This is a genomic window from Tsukamurella sp. USMM236 (genome assembly GCF_037148755.1).
GTDB lineage: Bacteria > Actinomycetota > Actinomycetes > Mycobacteriales > Mycobacteriaceae > Tsukamurella.
Genome location: NZ_JBBCSS010000003.1, coordinates 525,402 through 546,822, shown reverse-complemented (window position 1 = coordinate 546,822; position 21,421 = coordinate 525,402). Strand labels below are relative to the sequence as shown.

General features: G+C 71.7%; 16 protein-coding genes. 8 read left to right on the top strand and 8 right to left on the bottom strand.

Features of this window, described 5'->3' with window-relative positions; genetic code table 11:
* Positions 1-19: 19 nt before the first annotated feature.
* The gene (locus WFK95_RS13710; protein WP_224649195.1) at positions 20-940 is read right to left on the bottom strand and encodes an IclR family transcriptional regulator; all 921 of its coding nucleotides are present in this window, start codon (positions 938-940) and stop codon (positions 20-22) included.
* A 92-nt stretch (positions 941-1,032) separates the two neighbouring features.
* Between WFK95_RS13710 and WFK95_RS13705 the strand changes: the two genes are divergently transcribed.
* From WFK95_RS13705 to WFK95_RS13695, 3 genes are read left to right on the top strand one after another with little or no spacing between them, the layout of a single operon-like run.
* On the top strand, positions 1,033-2,199 hold the full coding sequence (locus WFK95_RS13705) for a hypothetical protein (RefSeq protein ID WP_224649197.1): 1,167 nt from the start codon (positions 1,033-1,035) through the stop codon (positions 2,197-2,199).
* Complete coding sequence (locus tag WFK95_RS13700; RefSeq protein WP_336671027.1) at positions 2,199-2,978, top strand: SDR family oxidoreductase; 780 nt, start codon at positions 2,199-2,201, stop codon at positions 2,976-2,978. Before WFK95_RS13705 ends, WFK95_RS13700 begins: the two co-directional genes overlap by 1 nt.
* Positions 2,971-4,128, top strand: a complete 1,158-nt coding sequence (locus tag WFK95_RS13695; protein ID WP_224649201.1) for a sulfotransferase family protein — start codon at positions 2,971-2,973, stop codon at positions 4,126-4,128. The genes WFK95_RS13700 and WFK95_RS13695 overlap by 8 nt, the downstream gene beginning before the upstream one ends.
* A 75-nt stretch (positions 4,129-4,203) precedes the next feature.
* Here WFK95_RS13695 and WFK95_RS13690 read toward each other — a convergent pair whose 3' ends face one another.
* Positions 4,204-5,550: a cation:dicarboxylate symporter family transporter gene (locus tag WFK95_RS13690; protein ID WP_224649203.1), complete on the bottom strand. Its 1,347-nt coding sequence runs from the start codon at positions 5,548-5,550 to the stop codon at positions 4,204-4,206.
* 100 nt (positions 5,551-5,650) lie between these two features.
* Here WFK95_RS13690 and WFK95_RS13685 point away from each other — a divergent pair, with 100 nt between their 5' ends.
* Together WFK95_RS13685 and WFK95_RS13680 are read left to right on the top strand one after the other, a co-directional pair.
* Complete coding sequence (locus WFK95_RS13685) at positions 5,651-7,204, top strand: sensor histidine kinase (protein ID WP_224649205.1); 1,554 nt, start codon at positions 5,651-5,653, stop codon at positions 7,202-7,204.
* Positions 7,201-7,887, top strand: coding sequence for a response regulator (locus tag WFK95_RS13680; protein ID WP_224649208.1), 687 nt, complete (start codon positions 7,201-7,203; stop codon positions 7,885-7,887). Before WFK95_RS13685 ends, WFK95_RS13680 begins: the two co-directional genes overlap by 4 nt.
* On the opposite strand, the gene WFK95_RS13675 is transcribed toward WFK95_RS13680, so the two are convergent.
* The 5 genes from WFK95_RS13675 to WFK95_RS13655 form a co-directional block, all read right to left on the bottom strand.
* Complete coding sequence (locus WFK95_RS13675; RefSeq protein WP_336671026.1) at positions 7,888-9,429, bottom strand: ABC transporter substrate-binding protein; 1,542 nt, start codon at positions 9,427-9,429, stop codon at positions 7,888-7,890.
* Positions 9,426-10,979: an ATP-binding cassette domain-containing protein gene (locus WFK95_RS13670; RefSeq protein ID WP_224649213.1), complete on the bottom strand. Its 1,554-nt coding sequence runs from the start codon at positions 10,977-10,979 to the stop codon at positions 9,426-9,428. Before WFK95_RS13670 ends, WFK95_RS13675 begins: the two co-directional genes overlap by 4 nt.
* Complete coding sequence (locus WFK95_RS13665; RefSeq protein WP_224649215.1) at positions 10,976-11,767, bottom strand: ABC transporter permease; 792 nt, start codon at positions 11,765-11,767, stop codon at positions 10,976-10,978. Before WFK95_RS13665 ends, WFK95_RS13670 begins: the two co-directional genes overlap by 4 nt.
* A complete protein-coding gene (locus WFK95_RS13660; RefSeq protein WP_336671025.1) occupies positions 11,764-12,717 on the bottom strand; it encodes an ABC transporter permease in 954 nt (317 codons plus the stop codon). Before WFK95_RS13660 ends, WFK95_RS13665 begins: the two co-directional genes overlap by 4 nt.
* A gap of 74 nt (positions 12,718-12,791) precedes the next feature.
* Positions 12,792-14,669 (bottom strand): SDR family oxidoreductase, encoded by a 1,878-nt coding sequence (locus WFK95_RS13655; protein ID WP_224649219.1) that lies wholly within the window; start codon positions 14,667-14,669, stop codon positions 12,792-12,794.
* Positions 14,670-14,784: 115 nt separating this feature from the next.
* On the opposite strand from WFK95_RS13655, the gene dinB reads away from it, so the two are divergent.
* Both dinB and WFK95_RS13645 read left to right on the top strand, forming a co-directional pair.
* Complete coding sequence (dinB, locus tag WFK95_RS13650) at positions 14,785-15,996, top strand: DNA polymerase IV (protein WP_224649233.1); 1,212 nt, start codon at positions 14,785-14,787, stop codon at positions 15,994-15,996.
* A 75-nt stretch (positions 15,997-16,071) separates the two neighbouring features.
* Complete coding sequence (locus WFK95_RS13645; RefSeq protein WP_224649235.1) at positions 16,072-18,282, top strand: molybdopterin-dependent oxidoreductase; 2,211 nt, start codon at positions 16,072-16,074, stop codon at positions 18,280-18,282.
* A 1-nt stretch (position 18,283) separates the two neighbouring features.
* Here WFK95_RS13645 and WFK95_RS13640 read toward each other — a convergent pair whose 3' ends face one another.
* Positions 18,284-19,756, bottom strand: a complete 1,473-nt coding sequence (locus tag WFK95_RS13640; protein WP_224649238.1) for an amino acid permease — start codon at positions 19,754-19,756, stop codon at positions 18,284-18,286.
* 192 nt (positions 19,757-19,948) lie between these two features.
* Between WFK95_RS13640 and WFK95_RS13635 the strand changes: the two genes are divergently transcribed.
* Positions 19,949-21,418, top strand: a complete 1,470-nt coding sequence (locus WFK95_RS13635; protein WP_224649240.1) for an MFS transporter — start codon at positions 19,949-19,951, stop codon at positions 21,416-21,418.
* Positions 21,419-21,421: the final 3 nt, after the last annotated feature.

Sequence of the window (21,421 nt, the reverse complement as noted above, 5' to 3'; positions counted from 1 at the left end):
CTCGCCGACTGTCAACACCTCAGCGCCGCGGCTTGCTACCCCCGATCCGGACGGTGATCCGGTCGGCGGCGGCGACGAGCGCGGCCGCCCGCTCCGCGATCCCCCGTTCGTCGAGCTCGGCGCTCACGTAGATGCTCGCGACCATCGCCTGCGCGCCGTCGCCGTCGAAGACCGGCGCCGAGATCACGCTGACGTTCTGCGCCGCGCCACCGTCTTCCGCCTCGCCCCGCAGGTGAACACGGTCGCCGATGCCCGCGACGACCTCCCCGATCAGAGCCCGCAGCTCCGCGGGGATGTCGCCGGGCACGCCGGCCATGAGCCGGTACAGCTGCTGCCCCGCGGGGGTGAGCAACTCGACGAGGTAGCCGTCGGCACGGCAGGTCTCGATGACGCGGGCGAGCCGGTCGCCGTCGGCGCGGACGTGATCACGCGCGAGCCACCGCTCCAGCCGGCCGGTGCGGTCCCAGAGCACGTACATGAGCCCGATCGGCGGGGTGAACGGGTAGCTGTCGCCGACCGTGACCATCGCCGGGCGCCCCGGGTCGACGGCCACGTCGAGCACCGTCACCCGGTCGCCGACGACGCCCGACAGCGAGACCGGGTGCCCGAAGGCCTCCCACAGCCCGGCGAGCACGTCGCCGCCCGCGGGGTCGGCCCGCAGCGAGGTACGAGCGGCCCGCCCGAGGGGGATCAGCGCCGGCCCGAGACGGTAGGTCTTGTCCCGGTCGTCCCGGATCAGATATCCCGATTCGACCAGCGTGGCGGCGATCCCGAGGCAGGTCGGCTTGCTCAGGCCCACCCGCCGCGCGAGCTCCGAGATGCCGAACCGCTCCCGCTCGTGCCGCGAGAGGAAGTCGAGCACCGCCACCACGCGCTCGGTGGGCGGCGAGGTCCGCCCCGCCGCCACGGCCCGCTCCGCCGATTCCACCGACTCCGTCATCGCCACTCCTTGACACTCGCCGACACCTGCGCCTACGGTCTGGAACAGGTTCTACCACATTGGTCCACATTTGTACCACTATCGGAGGTGGGATGTACAGCGATCCGCTCGTCGCGGCGATCACCGAGGCCGAGGGCCTCGTCGCCGCGGCACCGCACATCGAGACCGAGGCCGACCTGCTGGAGGGGCTGCAGTACCTCGCGCAGGGCGTGGCGGCCTGCGTGCACGGCGCCTTCCACTTCGACAAGGACCACCCGTTCCTGCTCAGCGGCACGGGGCCGTTCACGAAGATGGGCCTCGACAACCCGGACACGCTGTACTTCGGTGCGCGGGTCGACGGCGCGCACGAGTACGTGGTCACCGGCCGCCGCGGCACCACGTGCGACGTCAGCTTCCAGGTGCTGGGCGGCGGCGAGTACACCGACGACAACGTGCCGGCCAGCACCGTCGCCTTCGACGACCGCGAGCTGAACGTCGACGCCGACGGCCGGTTCGAGGTCCGCTTCGGCCCGGGCGAGGCCGTCCCCGGCTCCTACTACCGGCTACCTCCCGGCAAGGCGCAGTTGGTGATCCGCGAGGTCTTCGACGACTGGTCGGCGGAGCGCAGCACCTTCGCCATCGCGCGCGCCGATACCGCGGGCACCGCCCCGCCCCCGGTCACCCCCGAGCTCATGGCCAAGCGCTACGCCGCCGCGGGCAAGCAGCTGGTGAACCGCGTGAAGACCTGGCTTCAGTTCCCCAAGTGGTTCTACGACCCGCTCCCGGTGAACACGCTGACGGCGCCGCGGCTCACGCCCGGCGGCCTCGCCACCCAGTTCTCGTCGGTCGGGCACTACGACCTCGCCGACGACCAGGCGCTGATCATCACGGTCCCCCGCGGCGACGCGCCGTACCTGGGCTTCCAGCTCGGCAGCCTCTGGTACATCTCCCTCGACTACATCCACCACCAGACCTCGCTCAACGGGTCTCAGGCACAGGTGGACCCGGACGGCATGATCCGGATCGTGGTGTCGAACAACGATCCCGGCGTCGCCAACTGGATCGAGACGCTCGGGCACCGCCGGGGCTACCTCCAGTTCCGCTGGCAGCGCACCGCTTCCCCGCTCACCGCCGCCGACGGCCCCACCGCGCAGGTGGTCCCGCTCGCGGAGGTCGCGCAGCACCTCCCCCACCACGCGGCCAACCGCATCGAGGGCGCCGCGTGGCGCGCCCGCATCGCGGAGCGCGCGCGGCTCATCGGCGAAAGGATGGTCGGCTGATGGCCGGACTGGGCCTGGACGGCAGGGTCGTCGTCATCGCGGGGGCGGGGCCGGCCCTCGGCGCCGTGCTCGCCCGACGGTTCGCGGACGAGGCCGCGCAGGTCGTGCTCGTCGCGCGGACAGCGGAACGCCTCGAAGCGATGGCCGCTGAGATCGACGGTGCCGTCGCGATCCCCGTGGACATCACCGACGAGGACTCGCTCGCCGCGCTGGCGACGCAGGTCCAGGAGCGCTTCGGCCGGGTCGACGCGGTGGTCAACAACGCGTTCACGTACCCGTCGATGCAGCGCCTGGTGAAGACCGATCCCGCGCACATCCTGCAGAGCGTCGACCTCATGGCGCTCGGCGCGCTGCGCACCGTGCTCGCCTTCCGCGAGGCCCTGGCCGCCGCGGACGGCGGCGGCGCCGTGGTCAACGTGAACTCGATGGTGATCCGCCACTCCGACCTGCGCTACGGCGGCTACAAGGCCGGGAAGACGGCGCAGCTCGCGCTCGCGCAGTCGCTCGCCACCGAGCTCGGCCCCGAGGGCATCCGGATCAATTCCGTGGTGCCGGGCTGGATCTGGGGCGACACGCTCAAGGCCTACTTCGAGTACCGCGCCAGCACCAAGGGCGTCACGGTCGAGGAGGACTACGCCGACGCGGCGAAGAACTCCGACCTGCGGCGCCTGCCCACCGAGGACGAGGTGGCCTCGGCCGTCCTGTTCCTCGCCTCACCCCGCGCGTCCGGCATCACCGGCCAGACGCTCGACGTCAACTGCGGAGAGTTCCATGTCTGAGATCACCACGTCCGTCGGCACGGTCGACGATCTGCACGAGTCCGCGATGCGGCGCACCGGGCTGAGCGACTTCGGCGACCCGTCGGACGGCTATCGCGAGGCCCTGCAGGTCCTGCTGGACTCCTACCGCGACGAAGCGGCGCTCACCGAGCTCGGCTCGAAGCTCTCGCGCGTCTTCCTCCGGGGCGCGCTCTCCGCGCGCCTCATCAGCGAGGCGGCGTTCGCGGCGAACCCCGGCCACGCCGACGTCGCCGTCGAGCGGCCGATGTTCGTCACCGGCCTCCCCCGCTCCGGCACGACGGCCCTGCACCGCCTGCTCGACGCGGACCCCGGCAATCAGGGCCTGCAGATGTGGCTGGCGGAGGTCCCGCAGCCGCGACCCCCGCGCGCGACCTGGGCGGAGAACCCCGTCTACAAGCTCCTCGACGAGCAGTACGCACAGCACCACACCGAGCACCCCGAATTCATGGGGCTGCACTACATGTCGGCGTCGGAGGTCGAGGAGTGCTGGCAGCTGCTGCGCCAGTCCGTGCACTCCGTCTCCTACGAGTGCCTCGCCCACGTCCCGTCGTACGCGGCCTGGCTGGCCGAGCAGGACTGGACGCCCGCGTACCGCCGGCACAAGCGGAACCTGCAGCTGATCGGCATGAACGATCCCGGCAAGCGGTGGGTGCTCAAGAACCCGAGCCACCTCTTCGCGCTCGACGCGGTCCTCGAGGTGTACCCGGACGCCCTGATCGTCCAGTGCCACCGGCCGGCCGAGACGATCATCGCCTCCGTCTGCTCGCTCGCGCAACACGCGACCGAGGGCTGGTCGACGGCCTTCACCGGCGCGACCATCGGCGCCGATCAGCTCGACACCTGGGCGCGCGGGCTCGACGCCTTCGACGAGGCCCGCGCCCGGCACACCGCCGACGGCCGCGGCGATCAGTTCGTGGACGTGGACTACCCCGACCTGGTCGCCGACCCGCTCGGCACCGTCGGGAACATCTACGAGGGGTTCGGGCTGGAGCTGACCGATGATGCGCGGCAGTCGATGTCGGCGATGCACGACGCCAGCCGCTCCGGCGCCCGCCGCCCCAACCACACCTACTCGCTCGAGGACTACGGCCTCACGGAGGATGCGGTCCGCGCGCGCTTCGCCCGCTGACGCAATTGAACGACGTTTTGGAGAGCGAACCCGCAGGTCGGACTCTCCAAAACGTCGTTCAATTCAGGCGTTGTGTCAGTGCGCGGCGGCGACCTTCGCGTCCGGGGCGGGCGGGGCCTCGGTGCCGTGGTCGTCGACCATCGTCGCCTCGTCGAACGGGTCCTGCTTGTCGAGCACGCGCTGGGTCTGCGCCAGGTCGACGGTGGACGTCCACTTGCCGATCAGCAGCGTGGCGATCGCATTGCCGGAGAAGTTGGTGAGCGCGCGGGCCTCCGACATGAACCGGTCGATGCCGACGATGACGCTGACGCCGCCGAGCAGCTCCGGGCGGTGGCTCTGCAGGCCGCCGGCCAGGGTCGCGAGGCCGGCGCCGGTGACGCCAGCGGCGCCCTTCGAGGCGATCATCATGAACAGCAGCAGCGAGAACTGCTCCGCGTAGCTCAGCGGCGAGCCCATCGCGTCGGCGATGAACAGCGAGGCCATGGTCAGGTAGATCGCGGTGCCGTCGAGGTTGAACGAGTAGCCGGTGGGCACCACGATGCCGACGGTGGTCTTCTCGACGCCCGCGTGCTCCATCTTGGCGATGAGCCGGGGCAGGGCCGACTCGCTCGACGACGTCGCGACGATGAGCAGGTACTCGCGGCCCAGGTAGCGGGCGAGCTTGAACACCGAGAGGCCCGTCACGAGGCGCAGCAGCGTCCCGAGCACCACGAAGACGAACAGCGCGCAGGTGATGTAGAAGGCGAGCATCAGCCAGCCGAGCTGGATGACGGCGTCGAAGCCCGTCGCCCCGACCACGGCCGCCATCGCCCCGAAGGCGCCCACGGGAGCGAGCCACAGCACCATCACGAGCACGCGGAAGACCAGCTTCTGCAGCACGCCGATCGCGCGCACCACTGGCTCGCCCGCGGGGCCCATGGCCTGCAGCGCGAAGCCCACCAGAAGCGCCACGAAGAGCGCCTGCAGCACGCTGCCGGCGGTGAGCGCCGAGAACAGCGTCTCGGGCACGATGCCCTGGATGAAGCCCCAGGTGCCGCCGGCGGCGTGCGCCTGGTCCGCGTACTTCGCGCCGACGGCCGGGTCGGCGTGGATGCCGAGGCCGGTGCCCGGCTTGAGCAGATTGCCGACGACGATGCCGATGCCGAGCGCGAAGGTCGACATGCCGATGAAGTAGCCGAGCGCGAGGCCGCCGATCTTGCCGACGCTGGCCGCGGCCCGCACGGAACCGATGCCGAGCACGATGGTGCAGAAGATCACCGGGCTGATCATCATCTTGATCAGGCTGACGAAGAGGTCGCCGAGGGGTTTGAGCCCCTTGCCGAACTCGGGGGCCACCAGGCCCACGATCACGCCGGCCACCACGGCGATGATCACCGCGATGTAGAGCCAGTGCGTCCGGTCGCGTTTTCCTTGAGCCGCCACGGCGTCCTCCTTGATCGATGGGCCTGAATCGGCCTGAATCGATACTGCGAGAAGTGTGACTTGCAGCACAGCTTGTGTTCATTGTGTAAACGTCTTCATCGTGAGGAACAGAACCCGCAGCGTCGCCGCCCAGTCCTTCCTGGCGCAGGTGGCGATCCTGCTGACGATCGCCGTGGGCGCGTCGTGGCTGGTCGTGACCCAGGCGCGGGACGACGGTGACCGCACCGCCCGGGCCCAGACCCGGGCCGCCGCGGTCGCGCTCGCGGCCTCCCCGTCGACGGTGGCGGCGCTCGCCGCACCCGATGGGGCGGCGATGATGCAACCCGTGGCGGAGAACGTCGGGGCGCTCGGCGGCCTCGATTTCGTCGTGGTGATGCGGCCCGACCGCACGCGCCTGAGCCACGCCGACCCCGAGCTGATCGGCGGGAAGTTCACCGGCACCATCGACCGGGCGCTCGCGGGCGAGACGTTCACGGAGACCTACGCGGGCAGCCTCGGCCCGTCGATCCGCACCGTCACGCCCGTCCACGACGCCTCCGGCGCGCTGGTGGGGCTGGTCTCCGCCGGGGTGACCCGGGCCCGGCTCGGGGACCAGGTGCGCGACGCGCTGCCCCGCATCCTCGCGGTCGTCCTTGGCGCGCTGCTCGTGCTGGTGGCGCTCTCCGCGGTCGCGCAGCGGCGGCTGCGCCGCCAGACCCTCGGCCTCTCCGCGCACGACCTGCGCGGGCTCTACGAGCACCACGACGCGGTGCTGCACACGCTCTCCGAGGGCCTGCTCGTCTTCGACGCCGACGCGCCCGACGGCCCCGCGCGCGTGGTCAACGACGAGGCGCGCCGCCTCCTCGAGCTGCCGGACGGCGACGTCGAACAGGACGACCTGCCGGCGTCACTGCGGGGCGCCGCCGACCTCGACGACGAGCTGCACGTGACCGGCAACCGCGTGCTCCTGGTGAATCGCCGACCCGTCACCGGCCCGACCGGCCCGATCGGCACCGTCCTGACGGTCCGCGACCGCACCGAACTGCAAACGGTCCTCGGCGAACTCGACACGGCCCGCTCCCTCGCCGACGCGCTGAGCGCCCAGGCGCACGAGCACGCCAACCGGCTGCACTCCGTGGTGACCATGATCGAGCTCGGCGAGGACGAGGCGGCGGCGGATCTGGCCGTGGCCGATCGGTCCGCCTCCCAGGAGCTCATCGACCGGCTCGCGGGCGATCCGGCCCCGTCGGCGGTCGCGCTGCTCGTGGCGAAGACGGCCGCGGCGTCGGCGCTCGACGTCGAGCTCACCGTGGCGGAGGGCACCGACCTCGCCCGCGCGCCGCTCCCCGACGCGCAGCTGCTCACCCTCCTCGGCAACCTCGTGGACAACGCGGTCGACGCCGCCGGACCGGGTGGCTGGGTGGAACTCTCGGCGGCCAGCCCCGGCGGTGCATGGGAGCTGCGGGTCGCCGACAGCGGCCCCGGCATGTCCGCCGACGAGTTCGCCCTCGCCCGGACACGCGGCTACTCGACCAAGGACCGCAGCGGCCGCCTGCACGGCGGCGGGCTCGGCCTCGCCCTGGTCGATCAGGTGGTGCGGCAGGCGGGTGGCACGATCGAGGCGGAGCGCGCGCCGTCGACGGTGACGGTGCGCCTACCGGAGGGAGAGCGATGACGATCCGAGTGCTGGTGGTCGACGACGAGCCTCAGATCGCCCGCGCGCACGCCGAATACGTCCGGCGCATGGACGGTTTCGAGGTTGCCGGGGTCGCCGGCACGGCCGCCGCCGCGCTCGGCGAGGTCCGGCGGTCCGCCGTCGCCGGCCCGCCCGTCGACCTCGTGCTCGCCGATGTGGGGCTGCCGGATCGCAGCGGCCTCGACCTCGCGGCGGACCTCGCCTCCGTCCGGCCGCGGCCCGACGTCATGGTGATCACCTCGGCCCGCGACATGGAGACCGTCCGGGGCGCGATGGCGAGCGGCGCGATCCTCTACCTGATCAAGCCGTTCACCTTCGCCGCCTTCGCGGACCGGCTGCGCCGCTACCTCTCCTTCCGGGACGCGCTGGGCGGCGGCGACGTGGGCCAGCGGGAGGTGGACGCCGCCTTCGCCGCGCTGCGCGAGGCGCCCGCGGCGACGACGGCTCCGAAGGGGCTGGCACCGTCGACTCTGGAGGCCGTGACGGGCGCGCTGCGCCACGCCGACGAACCGCTCGGCGCCGCCGACGTGGCCGCCCGCACGGGAATGTCGCGCGTGACCGCCTGGCGCTACCTCGAGCGCCTCGCGGACGACCGGTTGTGCGAGCGGGTCACCGAGTACGGCGGGCGCGGACGCCCCGAGGTGCGCTACCGCTGGCTGTGATCAGCGGATCGTGACGCCGTGCAGGTCGATGTACTTGTAGAGGTTCCAGTCCAGGCCCTTGACCCGTGCGGGTGAGACGTAGGTGGCGGGCGAGACCACGAGGTCGATGACGAACTGCTGATCGAGCAGGTAGTCCGTGTACTCCCGCAGCACCGCCGGCCGGCCCGGCCCCTCCTCCGCCAGACGCGCGACGAGGCCCGTGTACTCGGGCGCGGAGAACCCCGACAGGTTGCCCTTCGGCTTGAAGGGCGCGGCGCCGCTCGCCAGGGTCAGCGGGTCGGACTGGCCGAAGCCGTGCGGGCCCACCCACAATTCGTGCTTCCCGGACTTGAGGAAGGGCGAGAAGGCGGCCTGCTCCCGGGGATCCAGGTCGACGGTGACCCCGACCTCCGCCAGGTCGTTCTGCACGATCGCCGCGATCGCCGGTGCCGCGGCCAATCCGGTCGGGTAGCTCAGGGCCAGGCGTCGGGGACCGCCGGCCGCAGCGAGCAGCGCGCGGGCCCGCTCATGATCCTTCCGGTAGTGGGACGCGGCCGCACCGTCGTACCCGGGCGAGCTCGCGGCCCACGGCGCCGAGCTCGGCAGGGCCGCGCCCGCGAACACCTCCGCGGCGATCCGGTCCCGGTCGACGGCGTACGAGATCGCCTGCCGCACCTGCTTGTCCGCCAGGGCGGGCGCGGCGACGTTGGCGCCCACGTAGTACGCGGCGTCGTGGACGTCACCGGTCGTGATCCGGTACAGCGACTGGTCCCGGAACTGCCGCAGCGCCCGCGGCGCGGCGTCGAGATCGAGATCGGACTGTCCCGCCCGGATCGACGTGAGGAGCGCACCGGCGTCGCGGACCACGCGCAGCGTCACGCCGTCGAGGCGAGCGGGCCCTCGCCAGTACCCGTCGAAGCGGCGGAAGCGGGCGCTCGCCGCCACCTCGCGGCCGTCGAACCGGAACGGCCCGGTGCCCACGAAGCTCGTCCCCGCACGCAGCTCCGCGGCCGATTCGGAATCGACGAGCAGCATGAACTCCAGCAGGTCGAAGACGTTCGGCACGGGGGCGGCGAACCGCAGGACGGCGGTGTACGGATCCGGGGTGTCGACCGCAGTCACCGCTTTCGCCGCCGACTGCAATTGGGAACCCGCGGCGTCGGATGCGTAGACCGACACGGCGTACGCGACGTCCTTCGACGTGAGCGGGCGACCGGTGTGGAAGCGGACGTCGTCCCGCAGGTGCAGGGTCAGGCTCCGGCCGTCGGGTGCGGCGTCCCATGACCGGGCCACCGCGGGGCGGGGTGTGCGCGTGCTCCGGTCGTACCGGATCAGGGTGTCCCACACCAGGAGGCCGATCGCCATCGTCGTGACCGACTGGCTGTAGATCGACTTCGGGTCGATGTCGGCCAACGAGCCGAGCACCAGTGTGCCGCCGGCGCCGCCGGGCGCGGCGTTCGCGTCCCGCGCCTGCTGGACGGCGGACGTGCACCCCGACAGCGCGCCCGCCGCGCCGATTCCCAACGCCCCCAGCAGAACCGATCGTCGCGTGACGCCGTTCATCGCCGCTCCTCCCGCCGCGCCCGTTGGACCTCCGGGTCGGGCACCGGCACCGCGGCCACGAGCTCCTGCGCGTACTCCGATCGAGGCGCCGCCAGCAGGGACCTCGCCGGTCCCTCCTCGACGACGCGGCCGTGCCGCAGCACCACCGCCCGATCCGCGACCTCGCCCACCACGGCGAGATCATGGGTGATGAACACCGCGGCGAAACCGAACTCCGCGTGCAGTTCCCGGAACAGGTCCAGGACGCCCGCCTGCACGGACACGTCCAGTGCACTGGTCGGCTCGTCCGCCACTACGAGGTCGGGCGAGCCCGCCAGGGCGCGCGCGAGGGCCACGCGCTGCCGCTGACCTCCGCTGAGTTCGGCGGGCCGCCGACGCAGCACGTCCGCCGGGAGCCGGACGGCGTCGATCAGGTCGGCGGCGCGTTCCCGCAGGATCCGGTTGTCGCGCTGACCGGCGATGTGCAGCGGCTCCACCACGATCCGGCCGACGTCCCAGCGCGGGTCGAGCGCGGCGTACGGGTCCTGGTGGACGAGCCCAAGTTTCGTCGCGCGCACGTCGACGAGGCCCGCATCGGCGCCCTGAAGGCCGACGAGGACGCGCCCCAGCGTCGTCTTCCCCGAGCCCGATTCGCCGACGAGCCCCACCACCTCACCGCGACCCACCGTGAGATCGACGCCGTCGAGCGCGGGCGCACCGTCGAACACCACGCGAAGTCCCTCGACACGCACGACCGGTTCCGGCGCCGGGGTGTCCCCCGCCTGCCCGGCCCCGGTGGGGAGACGAGGAACGGCGCCGAGCAGCTCCCGGGTGTACGCGGCCCGTGGGTGCGCGAAGATCTCGTCGACCGGCGCGGCCTCGACGGTCTCGCCCGCGCGGACGACGGTGACGGTGTCGGCGAGGTCGGCGACGACGCCCAGGTTGTGCGAGATGAGCAGGACCGCAAGGCCCTTCCGGTCGCGCAGGTCGCGGAGCAGCGCGAGGATCTGCGCCTGGACGGTGACGTCGAGCGCGGTCGTCGGCTCGTCGGCGATGAGGAGCGCGGGCTCGGCGGCGAGGGCGAGGGCGATGACCACGCGCTGCTTCTGCCCGCCGGAGAGCTGGTGCGGGTACCAGTCGGCGCGGACGTCGGGTTCGGGGATGCCGACGTCGGTAAGCAATTCGATCGCCCGGCGCCGACCGTCGGCGCGCCCCACCCGCCTGTGGGCGCGCAGGACCTGGAGGATCTGCCGCCAGATCCGCTGCGACGGATTGAGTGCCGACTGCGGTTCCTGGAAGACCAGTGCCGCGCGCGTCCCACGCAGTGGTCGCAGTTCGCGCTCGCTGCGCCCGATCACCTGCTCCCCACCGAGCTCGATGCTGCCCGTGGCGGAGAGCCCCGCGGGCAGGAGGCCGAGGATCGCGAGGCCCGTGAGCGTCTTGCCTGAACCGGACTCGCCGACCAGGGCCGTGACGGAGGCCGCCGAGACGGTCAGGTCGAGGCCGTCGACGAGTACCCGACCGTCGGGGCCGGTGACCGTGAGACCGGAGATGGTCAGCGGCGCGGTCATCGGCGGGCCCCCGCGAATCCTCGGGCGATGAGCAACAGGGCGAGCGAGAGGGCGACGATCGCGACCAGCGGCCCCCAGGCGTACGCGGCGTTGGCGTCCCAGTTGTTCACCGCTCCCGCCAGCACCGAGCCCAGGGACGGCGTCGGCGGGCGCACCCCGACCCCCACGAAGCTCAGCCCGGACTCGACGAAGACGCCGAGGGAGAGGGCGAGCGCCACCTGGACTGCGAGCGGCTCGAGCGCGTTGGGCAGCACGTGTTTGGCGAGGACGGTGCCCGGCGACGCGCCGGCGACCCGGGCCGCCTCGACGTAGGCGGTTCCCCGCAGACGCAGGATCTCGGCGCGGGTCAGCCGGAGGAAGACCGGTGCCTCGGCGACGGCGATCGCGAGCACGACGGTGACGATGCCCGGGCCCCGCAGCGCAGTGAGCAGGATCGCGAGGATCAGCGCGGGGAACGCCAGGACGACGTCGGAGGCGCGGGCGAGGACGGTGTCGATCGCCCGATGGGCGGTGCTCGCGACGCCCAGCCCGACGCCGATCAGCGCGGCGATCGGAACCGCGGTGAAGATCACGAGCAGACTGGTCCGGATCCCGTACAGCACGCGACTGAGGACGTCCCGGTTCAGATCGTCGGTGCCCAGCGGGTGGCCGGCTACCGGAGGCAGCAGGTTCGCTCCGGGGATCTGCCGGAGGGGATCCTCGGGCGCCAGCAGCGGTGCGGCGACGCCGAGAAGCCCGAGGAGAAGGAGCAGTGCGGCCCCGGCGAGCAGGGTGCGCGAGCGCGTCATGCCGGCCTCCGGGTGGGGTCGAGGAGGCGGTACGCGGCGTCGGTGAGCAGCGCGATGACGACGAACACGGTGACCGCGAGCAGAAGCACCGCCTGCACCACCGGATAGTCGCGCGCCGCGATGCCCTGCCCGAGGAGTTGCCCCAGACCGGGCCACGCGAAGATCGCCTCGACCAACACCGCCGAACCGAGCAGCTGGCCGGCCTGGATGCCGAACACCGTGACCACCGAGGGCAGCGCGTTGCGGGCCGCTCCCCGCAACAGGATCCGGCCCGCCGGAACGCCCGCGGCGCGCGCGGTCAGCACGTAGGGCCGTGCCCACTCGGTGCGGAGCGCCTCGGAGAAGAACCGGGTGAAGGTCGAGGCCACCGGGATCGCGAGGCAGACGGCGGGCAGCAGCAGGTACTGGAGCGTGATCCCCACGTCGTCGGTGTAGCCGCGCGGCGGCGTGCCGCCCGCGGGCAGCACCGGCCATACGACGGCGAAGAACTCGACGAGGAGGACGCCGGTCACGAAGGGCGGTACCGCGATCCCGATCACCTCGAACCCGGCGATCGCCGACCGCACCCACGTCCTGCGCGAGGCGACGGCGACGAACGACAGCGCCGCGGCGGCCACGACCGCGATCACCAGGGCCGTGAGCCCCAGGGCAGCGGTGTTGCGCAGGCCGTCGGCGAGGAGCGCGTCGATCCTGCCCCCGATGACGTAGGACCGACCGAGGTCACCCGTGAGCGCCCCGCCGAGCCACTGCAGGTACTGCACGACCAGCGGCCGGTCGAGGCCCAGCTCGTGGCGGAGCGCCTCCAGGGTCGCCGGCGACGCGTCCGCACCGGCGAGTGCCACCGCGGGATCACCCGGAACCGCGTGCAGCACCGAGAAGATGACGATGGACGCCAACAGCAGGGTCAGTACCGCGATACCGACACGCCGCACCACCGCCACCCATCCCACCGCTCCAGTGAACACCGGAGCCGTGTCGGGCGCGAGCGTTCGAGTCGAGCTGAGCGCAAACGCCCGCTCCGCACCTACGCCGACACGCCCTTCGCCGCGGCCGAGTCGCGCGTCGTGAGGTAGTCCTGGTGGAGCATCCGCCGGGTGATCCGCGGGGTGAAGGTGCGGCCCAGCGCGCCGACCACGCCGAGCGGCGTGTTCACCCGTGTGGGCCGCTCGCGCATGGCGCGGATGATGATCCGGGCCGCCTTCTCCGGGCTGATGACGTGCGCATCGTCGTAGGCCTCGGTAGGGGCGATCATCTCGGTCCGGACCAGTGGCATGTGGACGTTGGTGAAGGTGACGTGATCCGACAGGGTCTCGGTGGCCGCGATGTCGGTGAACGCGTCGAGGGCCGCCTTGCTCGCGACGTACGCCGAGAACCGCGGCCCCCGCGCGAGAACGCCGATGCTGGAGATGTTCACGACGTGGCCGAAGCCCCGCTCCCGCATGTGCGGGAGCAGCGCGAGGATCATCCGCACGGCGCCGAAGTAGTTCACGTCCATGGTGCGCTCGAAGTCGTGCATCCGGCCGGTGGAGGCCTTGACGGACCGCCGGATCGACCGGCCCGCGTTGTTGATCAGGTAGTCGACGTGGCCGTGGTCCGCGAGGACCCGGGCCACGGTCGCGTCGACGACGTCGCCGTCGGTCACGTCGCACACGTACGTGGCGGCCTCTCCGCCGCTCGCCCGCACCTGCTCCGCCGTGGCCTCGAGTTCGGCGGCGTTGCGCGCCAGCAGGATCACGCGCGCGCCCCGCTCGCCGAGCTCGATCGCCGTCTGCCGGCCGATGCCCGACGAGGCGCCGGTGATGACCACATGGCGCCCGGCGATCGGGTCGCGGCGGCGGAGCCGCGCGGGGTCGAGCTGCTCGCGCCAGTACTGGAAGAGCCGGGGCCCGTAGTCCTTCAGCGGCGGGACCTCGATCCCGGTGCCCTGCAGCGCCCGCTGCGTGGGCTGCGAGGTGTAGGTCGCCGTGAAGCCGAGGTTCTCGAAGGCCTTCGGCGGGATGCCTGCCTGCTTGAGGGCGGTGTCGCGCAGGACGCCCACCTTGCCCGCACCGCTCGCGCGCAGGGCGGGGTCCACCACGCGGCGCGGCACCCTGCCCACCGCGCGGGGCGCGCCCGCGGGCCGGGCGATGGCCCGGTACAGCTCCAGCACGCTCTGCGGTTCCGGGTTCACCAGGTGGTACGTCCGACCCGTTCCGTCCGGCCGGAGCAGGAGCTCGACCAGCGCCGCGGCGACGTAGTCGACCGGGACGACGTTCGTATCACCGGTGTCCGGCAACACCATCGGGATCATCGACGGGACGCGCCGCAGGGCGTCGAAGGTCGGGAAGAAGTAGTACGGCCCGTCGATCTTGTCCATCTCGCCGGTGCGCGAGTCCCCGACCACGATGGCGGGCCGGTAGACGCGCCAGCGCAGGTCCTCGGCCTCGCGCACCAGCTTCTCGGACTCGAACTTGGTGCGGTGGTACGGCGAGGGGAAGCCCTGCCCGAGGTCGAAGTCGTTCTCGCCGAAGCTTCCCCGGTAGTCCCCCGCGACGGCGACGGAGGAGACGTGATGCAGCTCGGCGCCGGCGCGGCGCGCCAGATCGATGACGGCGCGGGTGCCTTCGACGTTGACCCGGTCGTTCGCCTCCGCGCTCGCGCCCATGTCGTAGACCGCACCCAGGTGCAGGACGGCGTCGACGCCCTCGGGCTCCGCGGCGAGGCCCAGGCCGGGCGCGCCGAGGTCGCCGAGCAGCGGGCGGACGCGGTCCTCGCCCCATCGGGCGCGCCATTCGTCCAGCTTGGACGCGGAGGACGGGCGCACGAGCAGGTGCACCTCCGCCTCGGGCTCGCGCTCCAGCAGCAGGGGGACGATCCGGCGGCCCAGGAAACCGGTGGCGCCCGTGATCAGGTAGGTACTCATGTGCGACTCCTCGGGGAGGCTCTCAGCAACTGACTTTGAAGTAACCTTACTCAGAAGTCAGTTCTGCGCAATGTCGCCACGGTCACTTGTCGGACCCGGGCGCGATACTGCGGTCATGAGCATGGACGCGCGGGCCGAGGCGTCGATCCTGCATGCCGATCTCGACTCGTTCTACGCCTCGGTCGAGCAGCGCGATCACCCCTGGCTGCGGGGCCGGCCCGTGCTCGTCGGCTCGGGCGTCGTGCTGGCCGCCAGCTACGAGGCGAAGGCGAAGGGCGTCCGCTCCCCCATGCCGCACCGCGAGGCCCTCGCGCTCGCGCCGTTCGCGATCACCCAGCCGCCCCGGTTCGACGCGTACATGGAGGCCAGCCGCCGGGTCTTCGAGATCTTCCGGGACACCACGCCCGTGGTGGAGGGTCTGTCGGTCGACGAGGCCTTCCTGGACGTGGGCGGCCTCCGCGCCATCCGCGGCACCCCGGTGCAGATCGCCGCCCGCCTCCGGGATCGGGTGGCGAAGGAGGTCGGGCTGCCGATCACCGTCGGCGTCGCACGCAGCAAGTTCCTCGCCAAGGTGGCGAGCGCCGTCGGCAAGCCCGACGGTCTGCTCGAGGTCCCGCCCGGCACGGAGCTGCAGTTCCTGCACCCGCTCCCGGTTCGGCGGTTGTGGGGCGTGGGCCCGAAGACCGAGGCCCGGCTGCACGAGGTGGGGATCGCCACCGTCGGGCAGATCGCCGAGCTGGGCGAGCACCGCCTCGCCGCCTTCCTCGGGCGCGGCACCGCGCGACACCTGTACGCCCTCTCCATGGCGCACGACCCCCGCCGCGTCGACACCGGCCGGCGCCGGAAATCCATCGGCGCGCAACGCGCCCTCGGCCGCCGGACGAAGTCGGAGGCCGAGATCGAGGGCACGGCCCTGGCGATCGTGGATCGCCTCGGCGAGCGACTCCGGGCCGCCGGGCGCGTCACGCGCACCGTCGAACTGAGGCTGCGGTTCGACGACTTCTCCTCCGTCACCCGCTCCCGATCCCTGCGCGAGCCCACCGACGCGACCGAGGTCGTGCTCGCCACCGCGCGCGCCCTGCTCGACGAGGCGATGCCCCTGGTGCGCGATCGCGGGTGCACCCTGATCGGGCTCTCCCTGGCGAACCTGGAGAACCACGGCGCCGTCCAGCTCGCGCTGCCCTTCGACGGCGGCGAGCACGATGCGGACCTGGACCTGGCCATGGATTCGCTGCGCACCCGGTTCGGCCGGGCGGCGGTGACCCGCGGCTCGCTCCTGCACCGCCCGCTGGGCCCGGACGCGCCGATGCTCACCGAACAGGACTGAGAACGTTCATTCACATAATGGCACCGGAGGCGCGCCTTTGCGATTACCGTGGGCGGGGCAGACCGAGGAGGAGCCATGCCCGCCACCACCCGTCCCACCCACTGCTGCCTGTGCGAGGCGCACTGCGGGATCCTGGTCACCGTCGACGAGGACCAGCAGGTCACACGCGTCACCGGCGACCCCGACGACGTGCTGTCGAAGGGGTACATCTGCCCGAAGGCGACCGCGATGGGCGGGCTGCACCACGATCCCGACCGGCTGCGCACGCCGATGCGCCGCGTGGGCGAGACGTTCGAGCCGGTGGACTGGGACGAGGCCTTCGACGAGATCGGCCGGCGACTGCGCGCGATCCGCAAGGAGCACGGCTTCCGCGCCCTGTCGATGTACCTGGGCAACCCGGCGGCCCACAACACCAGCGTCGCCAACGGGCTGACGCTCCGGGTGGCGCTGGCGACGCCGAACTTCTACACCGCCTCGTCGATCGATCAGTATCCGCACGAGTTCACCGCGTGGCGCATGTTCGGCTCCAATGCGCTGGTGCCCGTGGTCGATATCGACCACAGCGATCGCCTGGTGATCGTCGGCGCGAACCCCGCGGTCTCCAACGGCTCGCTGTCGACGATGCCCGGCGCGCCCCGGCGGATCAAGGCGATCCGCGAGCGGGGCGGGAAGGTCGTCGTGATCGACCCCCGCCGCACCGAGACCGCGAAGCTGGCCGACCAGCACGTGGCGGTGGAACCGGGCGGCGACGTCTACCTGCTGATGGGGATGCTGCACGTCCTGTTCACCGAGAACCTGTGCGACGACGCCTTCCTCGCCCGCTCGGCCCGCGGTCTCGATGCACTCCGCGACCTCGTCGCCGACGCGACCCCCGCCGCCATGGCGCCGCTCGCCGGGGTCCCCGCGGAGACGATCACCGAGCTGGCGCGCGAGCACGCGGCCGCGCGGTCGGCGGCGATCTACTGCCGGATCGGCATCTGCCAGCAGCAGACCGGAACGCTGGTCACGTGGCTGATCTCCGCGATCAACATCGTCACCGGGAACCTGGACCGGCCCGGCGGCATGATGTTCCCGACCCCGCCGGTCGACATCCCGCGGCTCGCCAGGTTCATCCCCGTGGCCTACGGCCGGTGGACCGACCGGTCGGGTCGCTATCCCTCGTTCCGCAGCGAGCTCCCCATCGCCGCCCTCACCGACGAGCTCACCACACCCGGCCGGGGCCGGATCCGCGCGATGGTCACCTACGCCGGCAACCCCGTCTCGTCGGTACCGAACCGCGGTCGCATGGACGCCGCGCTCGCGGGCCTGGACCTGATGGTCTCCGTCGACATCTACCTCACCGAGACCACGCGGCACGCCGACTTCGTCCTGCCCCCGATCTCGCACCTGGAACGGGGCGGTTTCAACCTCCTGGTCTCGGCGTTCAGCGTGCGGAACAACGCGCGGTACACCCACCAGATCCTCGACAAGCCCGCCGACGGCTTCGACGACTGGCAGATCCTCAACCGCCTGATCCTCGAGGTGCTACCGATACCGGCCCGGCGCCTCCTGAGCCGCCCCCTGCGCCGCCTGACGGACCTGTTCACGCCCGAGCGGATGCTGGTCCTGCCGATCGCCCTCGGCCCGTACGGGGTGCTCCGCCGCGGGCGGCGCGGCCTCACGCTCAAGCGGATGCGCGAGAGCGTCGGCGGCATCGACCTCGGCGCCCTCGAGCCCCGGTTGCGCGAGGTGATCGCCACCCGCGGGCGCCGGATCGAGTTGGCACCGGCATCGTTCCTCGAGGAGGCCCGCCGGATCCTTCCGGACGCCCTCGCGGGCCGGTCTCACACGACGGCGAGCGACGGATACGACCTCAAGCTGATCGGCCGCCGCCGCCAGCGCAGCAACAACTCGTGGCTGCACAACGTGCCCACGATGGTCACCGGATCGAACCGATGCACGGTGCTGATGCACCCCGCGGATGCGGAACGCCTGGGCATCGCGGCGGAACAGGACGTCACCGTCGCCTCGACGACCGGGACCATCGACGTGGCGCTGGAGATCTCCGACGAGATCCGTCAGGGCACGATCGCCATCCCCCACGGATGGGGCCACGGCGGGACCGGCTGGCGCGTCGCGGACGAGCTCGCGGGCCAGAACGTGAACCTGCTGCACGATCCCGCGCGCGTGGACCGGCTCTCGGGCAACTCCGCGGTCAACGACACCTGGGTCCGGGTCACCCCCGTCGGCGCCCCCGCCGTACGCACCGCACCAACGGCCGAGTCCCGCACGGCGACCCGCGCCTGACTCAGCCCCGCGCGGCCCGCCACTGCGCGGCGGCCTTCTTCTCCTCCTCGACGCGAGCGGCGAAGGCCCGTCGCGCGGCGAGGTGCTCGGGGTTGCGGCGCAGCACGAGGTACGCGGCGCCGACGATGAGGAACCAGATCGGCGTCACGAGCATGGCCTGCAGCGTGTCGGTCTCGCGGGTGAAGGCCCACAGCAGGAACAGGAAGAAGGCGAAGATCACCCACGGCATGACGGTGCCGAGCGGCATCTTGAAGGCGCTCTCCGCGTGCGCCTGCGGGCGCCGCGAGCGGTACACCAGGTAGCTGACCAGGATGATCGTCCAGACGAACATGAAGCACAGCGACGAGACCGTGGTGACCACGGTGAAGCCTGCGGACTTGTCCAGGCCGAAGCCGAGCAGCACGACCGAGGACAGCATCATCACGCCCGTGAGGAAGAGCGCGTTCTGCGGCACCTTGCGCCCGGACAGCTTGGCGAAGACCTTCGGGGCGTCGCCCTCGGTGGCGAGGCCGTAGACCATGCGCGAGGTGGAGTAGATGCCCGAGTTCGCCGACGACATGGCCGACGTGAGCACGACGGCGTTGACCAGGTGCGCGGCGGCGCCCAGCCCGGCGAGGGTGAAGAGCATGACGAACGGGGACTCGTCCTTGCTGAACCGGTCCCACGGCACGACCGACATGAGGATCACCAGCGAACCGACGTAGAAGAGCAGGATGCGGATCGGGATGGCGTTGATCGCGCGGGGCAGGTTCTTCTCGGGGTTCTTCGTCTCGGCGGCCGCGGTGCCCACGAGCTCGATGCCGACGAAGGCGAAGACGGCGATCTGGAAGCCGGCCACGAAGCCCATGAAGCCCTGCGGGAAGACGCCGCCGTGCTCCCAGAGGTTGGCGAGCGAGGCGCGGGCGCCGTCGTGCTCGAAGCCGGTGATGATGAGCACTGCGCCGACGACGATGAGCGCCACGATCGCGACGATCTTGATCATGGCGAACCAGAACTCGGTCTCGCCGAAGGCGCGGACCGTCGGCAGGTTGAGGCCGATGAGCAGCACGATCACGACGACCGCCGGGATCCACGGCGGAATGTCCTTCGCCCAGAACGTGATGTAGACGGACGCGATGACGACCACGTCGGCGACGGCGGTGACCACCCAGCAGAACCAGTAGGTCCAGCCGGTGAAGTGCGCCGCCCACGGGCCGAGGATGTCGCCGGCGAAGTCCGAGAAGTTGCGGTACCCGGTGCGGCTGAGCAGCAGCTCGCCCATCGCGCGCATGACGAAGTACAGCATGAAGCCGATCACCATGTACACGACGATCACCGACGGCCCGGCCACCGAGATGGTCTTGCCGGAGCCCATGAACAGGCCGGTGCCGATGGCGCCGCCGATCGCGATGAGCTGGATGTGGCGGTTACTCAGGGCTCGGGTGAGCTGCTCACCCTCCTCCGGGTCCGACGGTGCCGCGGGCGAGGTGGTCATGCTTCGGGACACTAATCGATCCCGGTGAGTCGCAGTTCACTCGGGAGGCGCGACGGGGGCTCCCCGGCCGATCCCGCGGCGCACCGTCGACCTCGATTTCGTTCAGCTGGTTGTACACCGTTCGATCTAGTGTTAGCTTCGAGGCATCGGATGTGACGCCGGTCACGAGCCGATGGTTCGAAGGAGACGCTGTTGTCGACCACCACCACCTCGCCCGAGCAGGACCCCGAGTACGCCGCCAACCTCAAGCGCGCGACCCTGGCCTCCAGCATCGGCAGCGCCCTCGAGTACTTCGACTTCGCGCTGTACGGCCTCTCCACGGCCCTGATCTTCAACGTGCTGTTCTTCCCGCAGGGCGATCCGGCGATGGCGACGGTGGCGGCCTTCGCGACGTTCGGCGTCGGCTTCGCCGCCCGCCCCTTCGGCGGCCTGTTCTTCGGCCGCCTCGGCGACAAGGTCGGCCGCAAGGCGGTGCTGGTCATCACGATCATGCTGATGGGCGGCGCCTCCACCCTGATCGGCCTGCTGCCCACCTACGAGTCGATCGGCATCTGGGCGCCCATCATGCTGGTCACGCTGCGCCTCCTCCAGGGCTTCGGCGCCGGCGCCGAGCAGGCGGGGTCGACGGTGCTCATGGCCGAGTACGCGCCGGTGAAACGCCGCGGCTTCTTCTCGGCGCTGCCGTTCATCGGCATCCAGGCCGGCACGCTGCTCGCCGCGCTGGTCTTCACGCTGATCAGTCAGTTGCCCGAGGAGGCGATGCTGAGCTGGGGCTGGCGCGTGCCCTTCCTCTCCTCGTTCCTGCTCATCCTGCTGGCCGTGGTCATCCGGATGAAGCTGCAGGAGACGCCGACCTTCGTCGAGCTGGAGAAGCACGAGCAGGTGGCTGACAAGCCCGTCCGCGAGCTGTTCAAGCACGGCTTCCCCGGCGTCCTCGTGGGCATCGGCCTGCGCATGGCGGAGAACGGCGGCTCGTACATGTTCCAGGCGCTGGCCCTGTCCTTCTTCGTCACCGTCACCGGACCAGGCGCCGACAAGGGCGTGCTCACCTGGGGCGTCACGATCGGCTCGCTCATCGGAGTCTTCTCCGTCCCGTTCACCGGGCACCTCTCCGACCGGTTCGGCCGCCGCATCGTCTACCGGGCCGGGGCCCTGTTCCTGCTCGTCTACGCGCTGCCCGCCTGGTGGGCGCTGACGCTGCACAACCACGCGATCGCCGTCGCGGTCATCGCGATCGGCATCGGCGTGGGCGTGAACTCCATGCTCGGCCCGCAGTGCGCGCTCATCCCCGAGATGTTCGGCGCGCGGCACCGCTACCTGGGCGTCGCCATGGCGCGGGAGATCTCCGCGGTCCTCGCCGGCGGCGTGGCGGGCGTGCTCGGCGCCTACCTGATCAAGGTCACCGACGGGAACTGGCTCGTCCTCGGCCTCTACATGGTGGCGCTGTGCACCATCACCACCGCGAGCACCTTCCTGGTGCCCGAGACGGTGGGCCGCGACCTCACCCGCACCGACGACGCCGTGAAGATCTCGGACGCCGAGGCCGGCCCGGGCTACGCGGTGCCCGGTACCGCCGCGCTGAGCACCCTCGACTTCCCCTCCCCCGCCGCGGTCTCCGCCCCGTCGGCGCCGATTTCGTCCGCCGCTCCGGCCGCGCACTGAAAG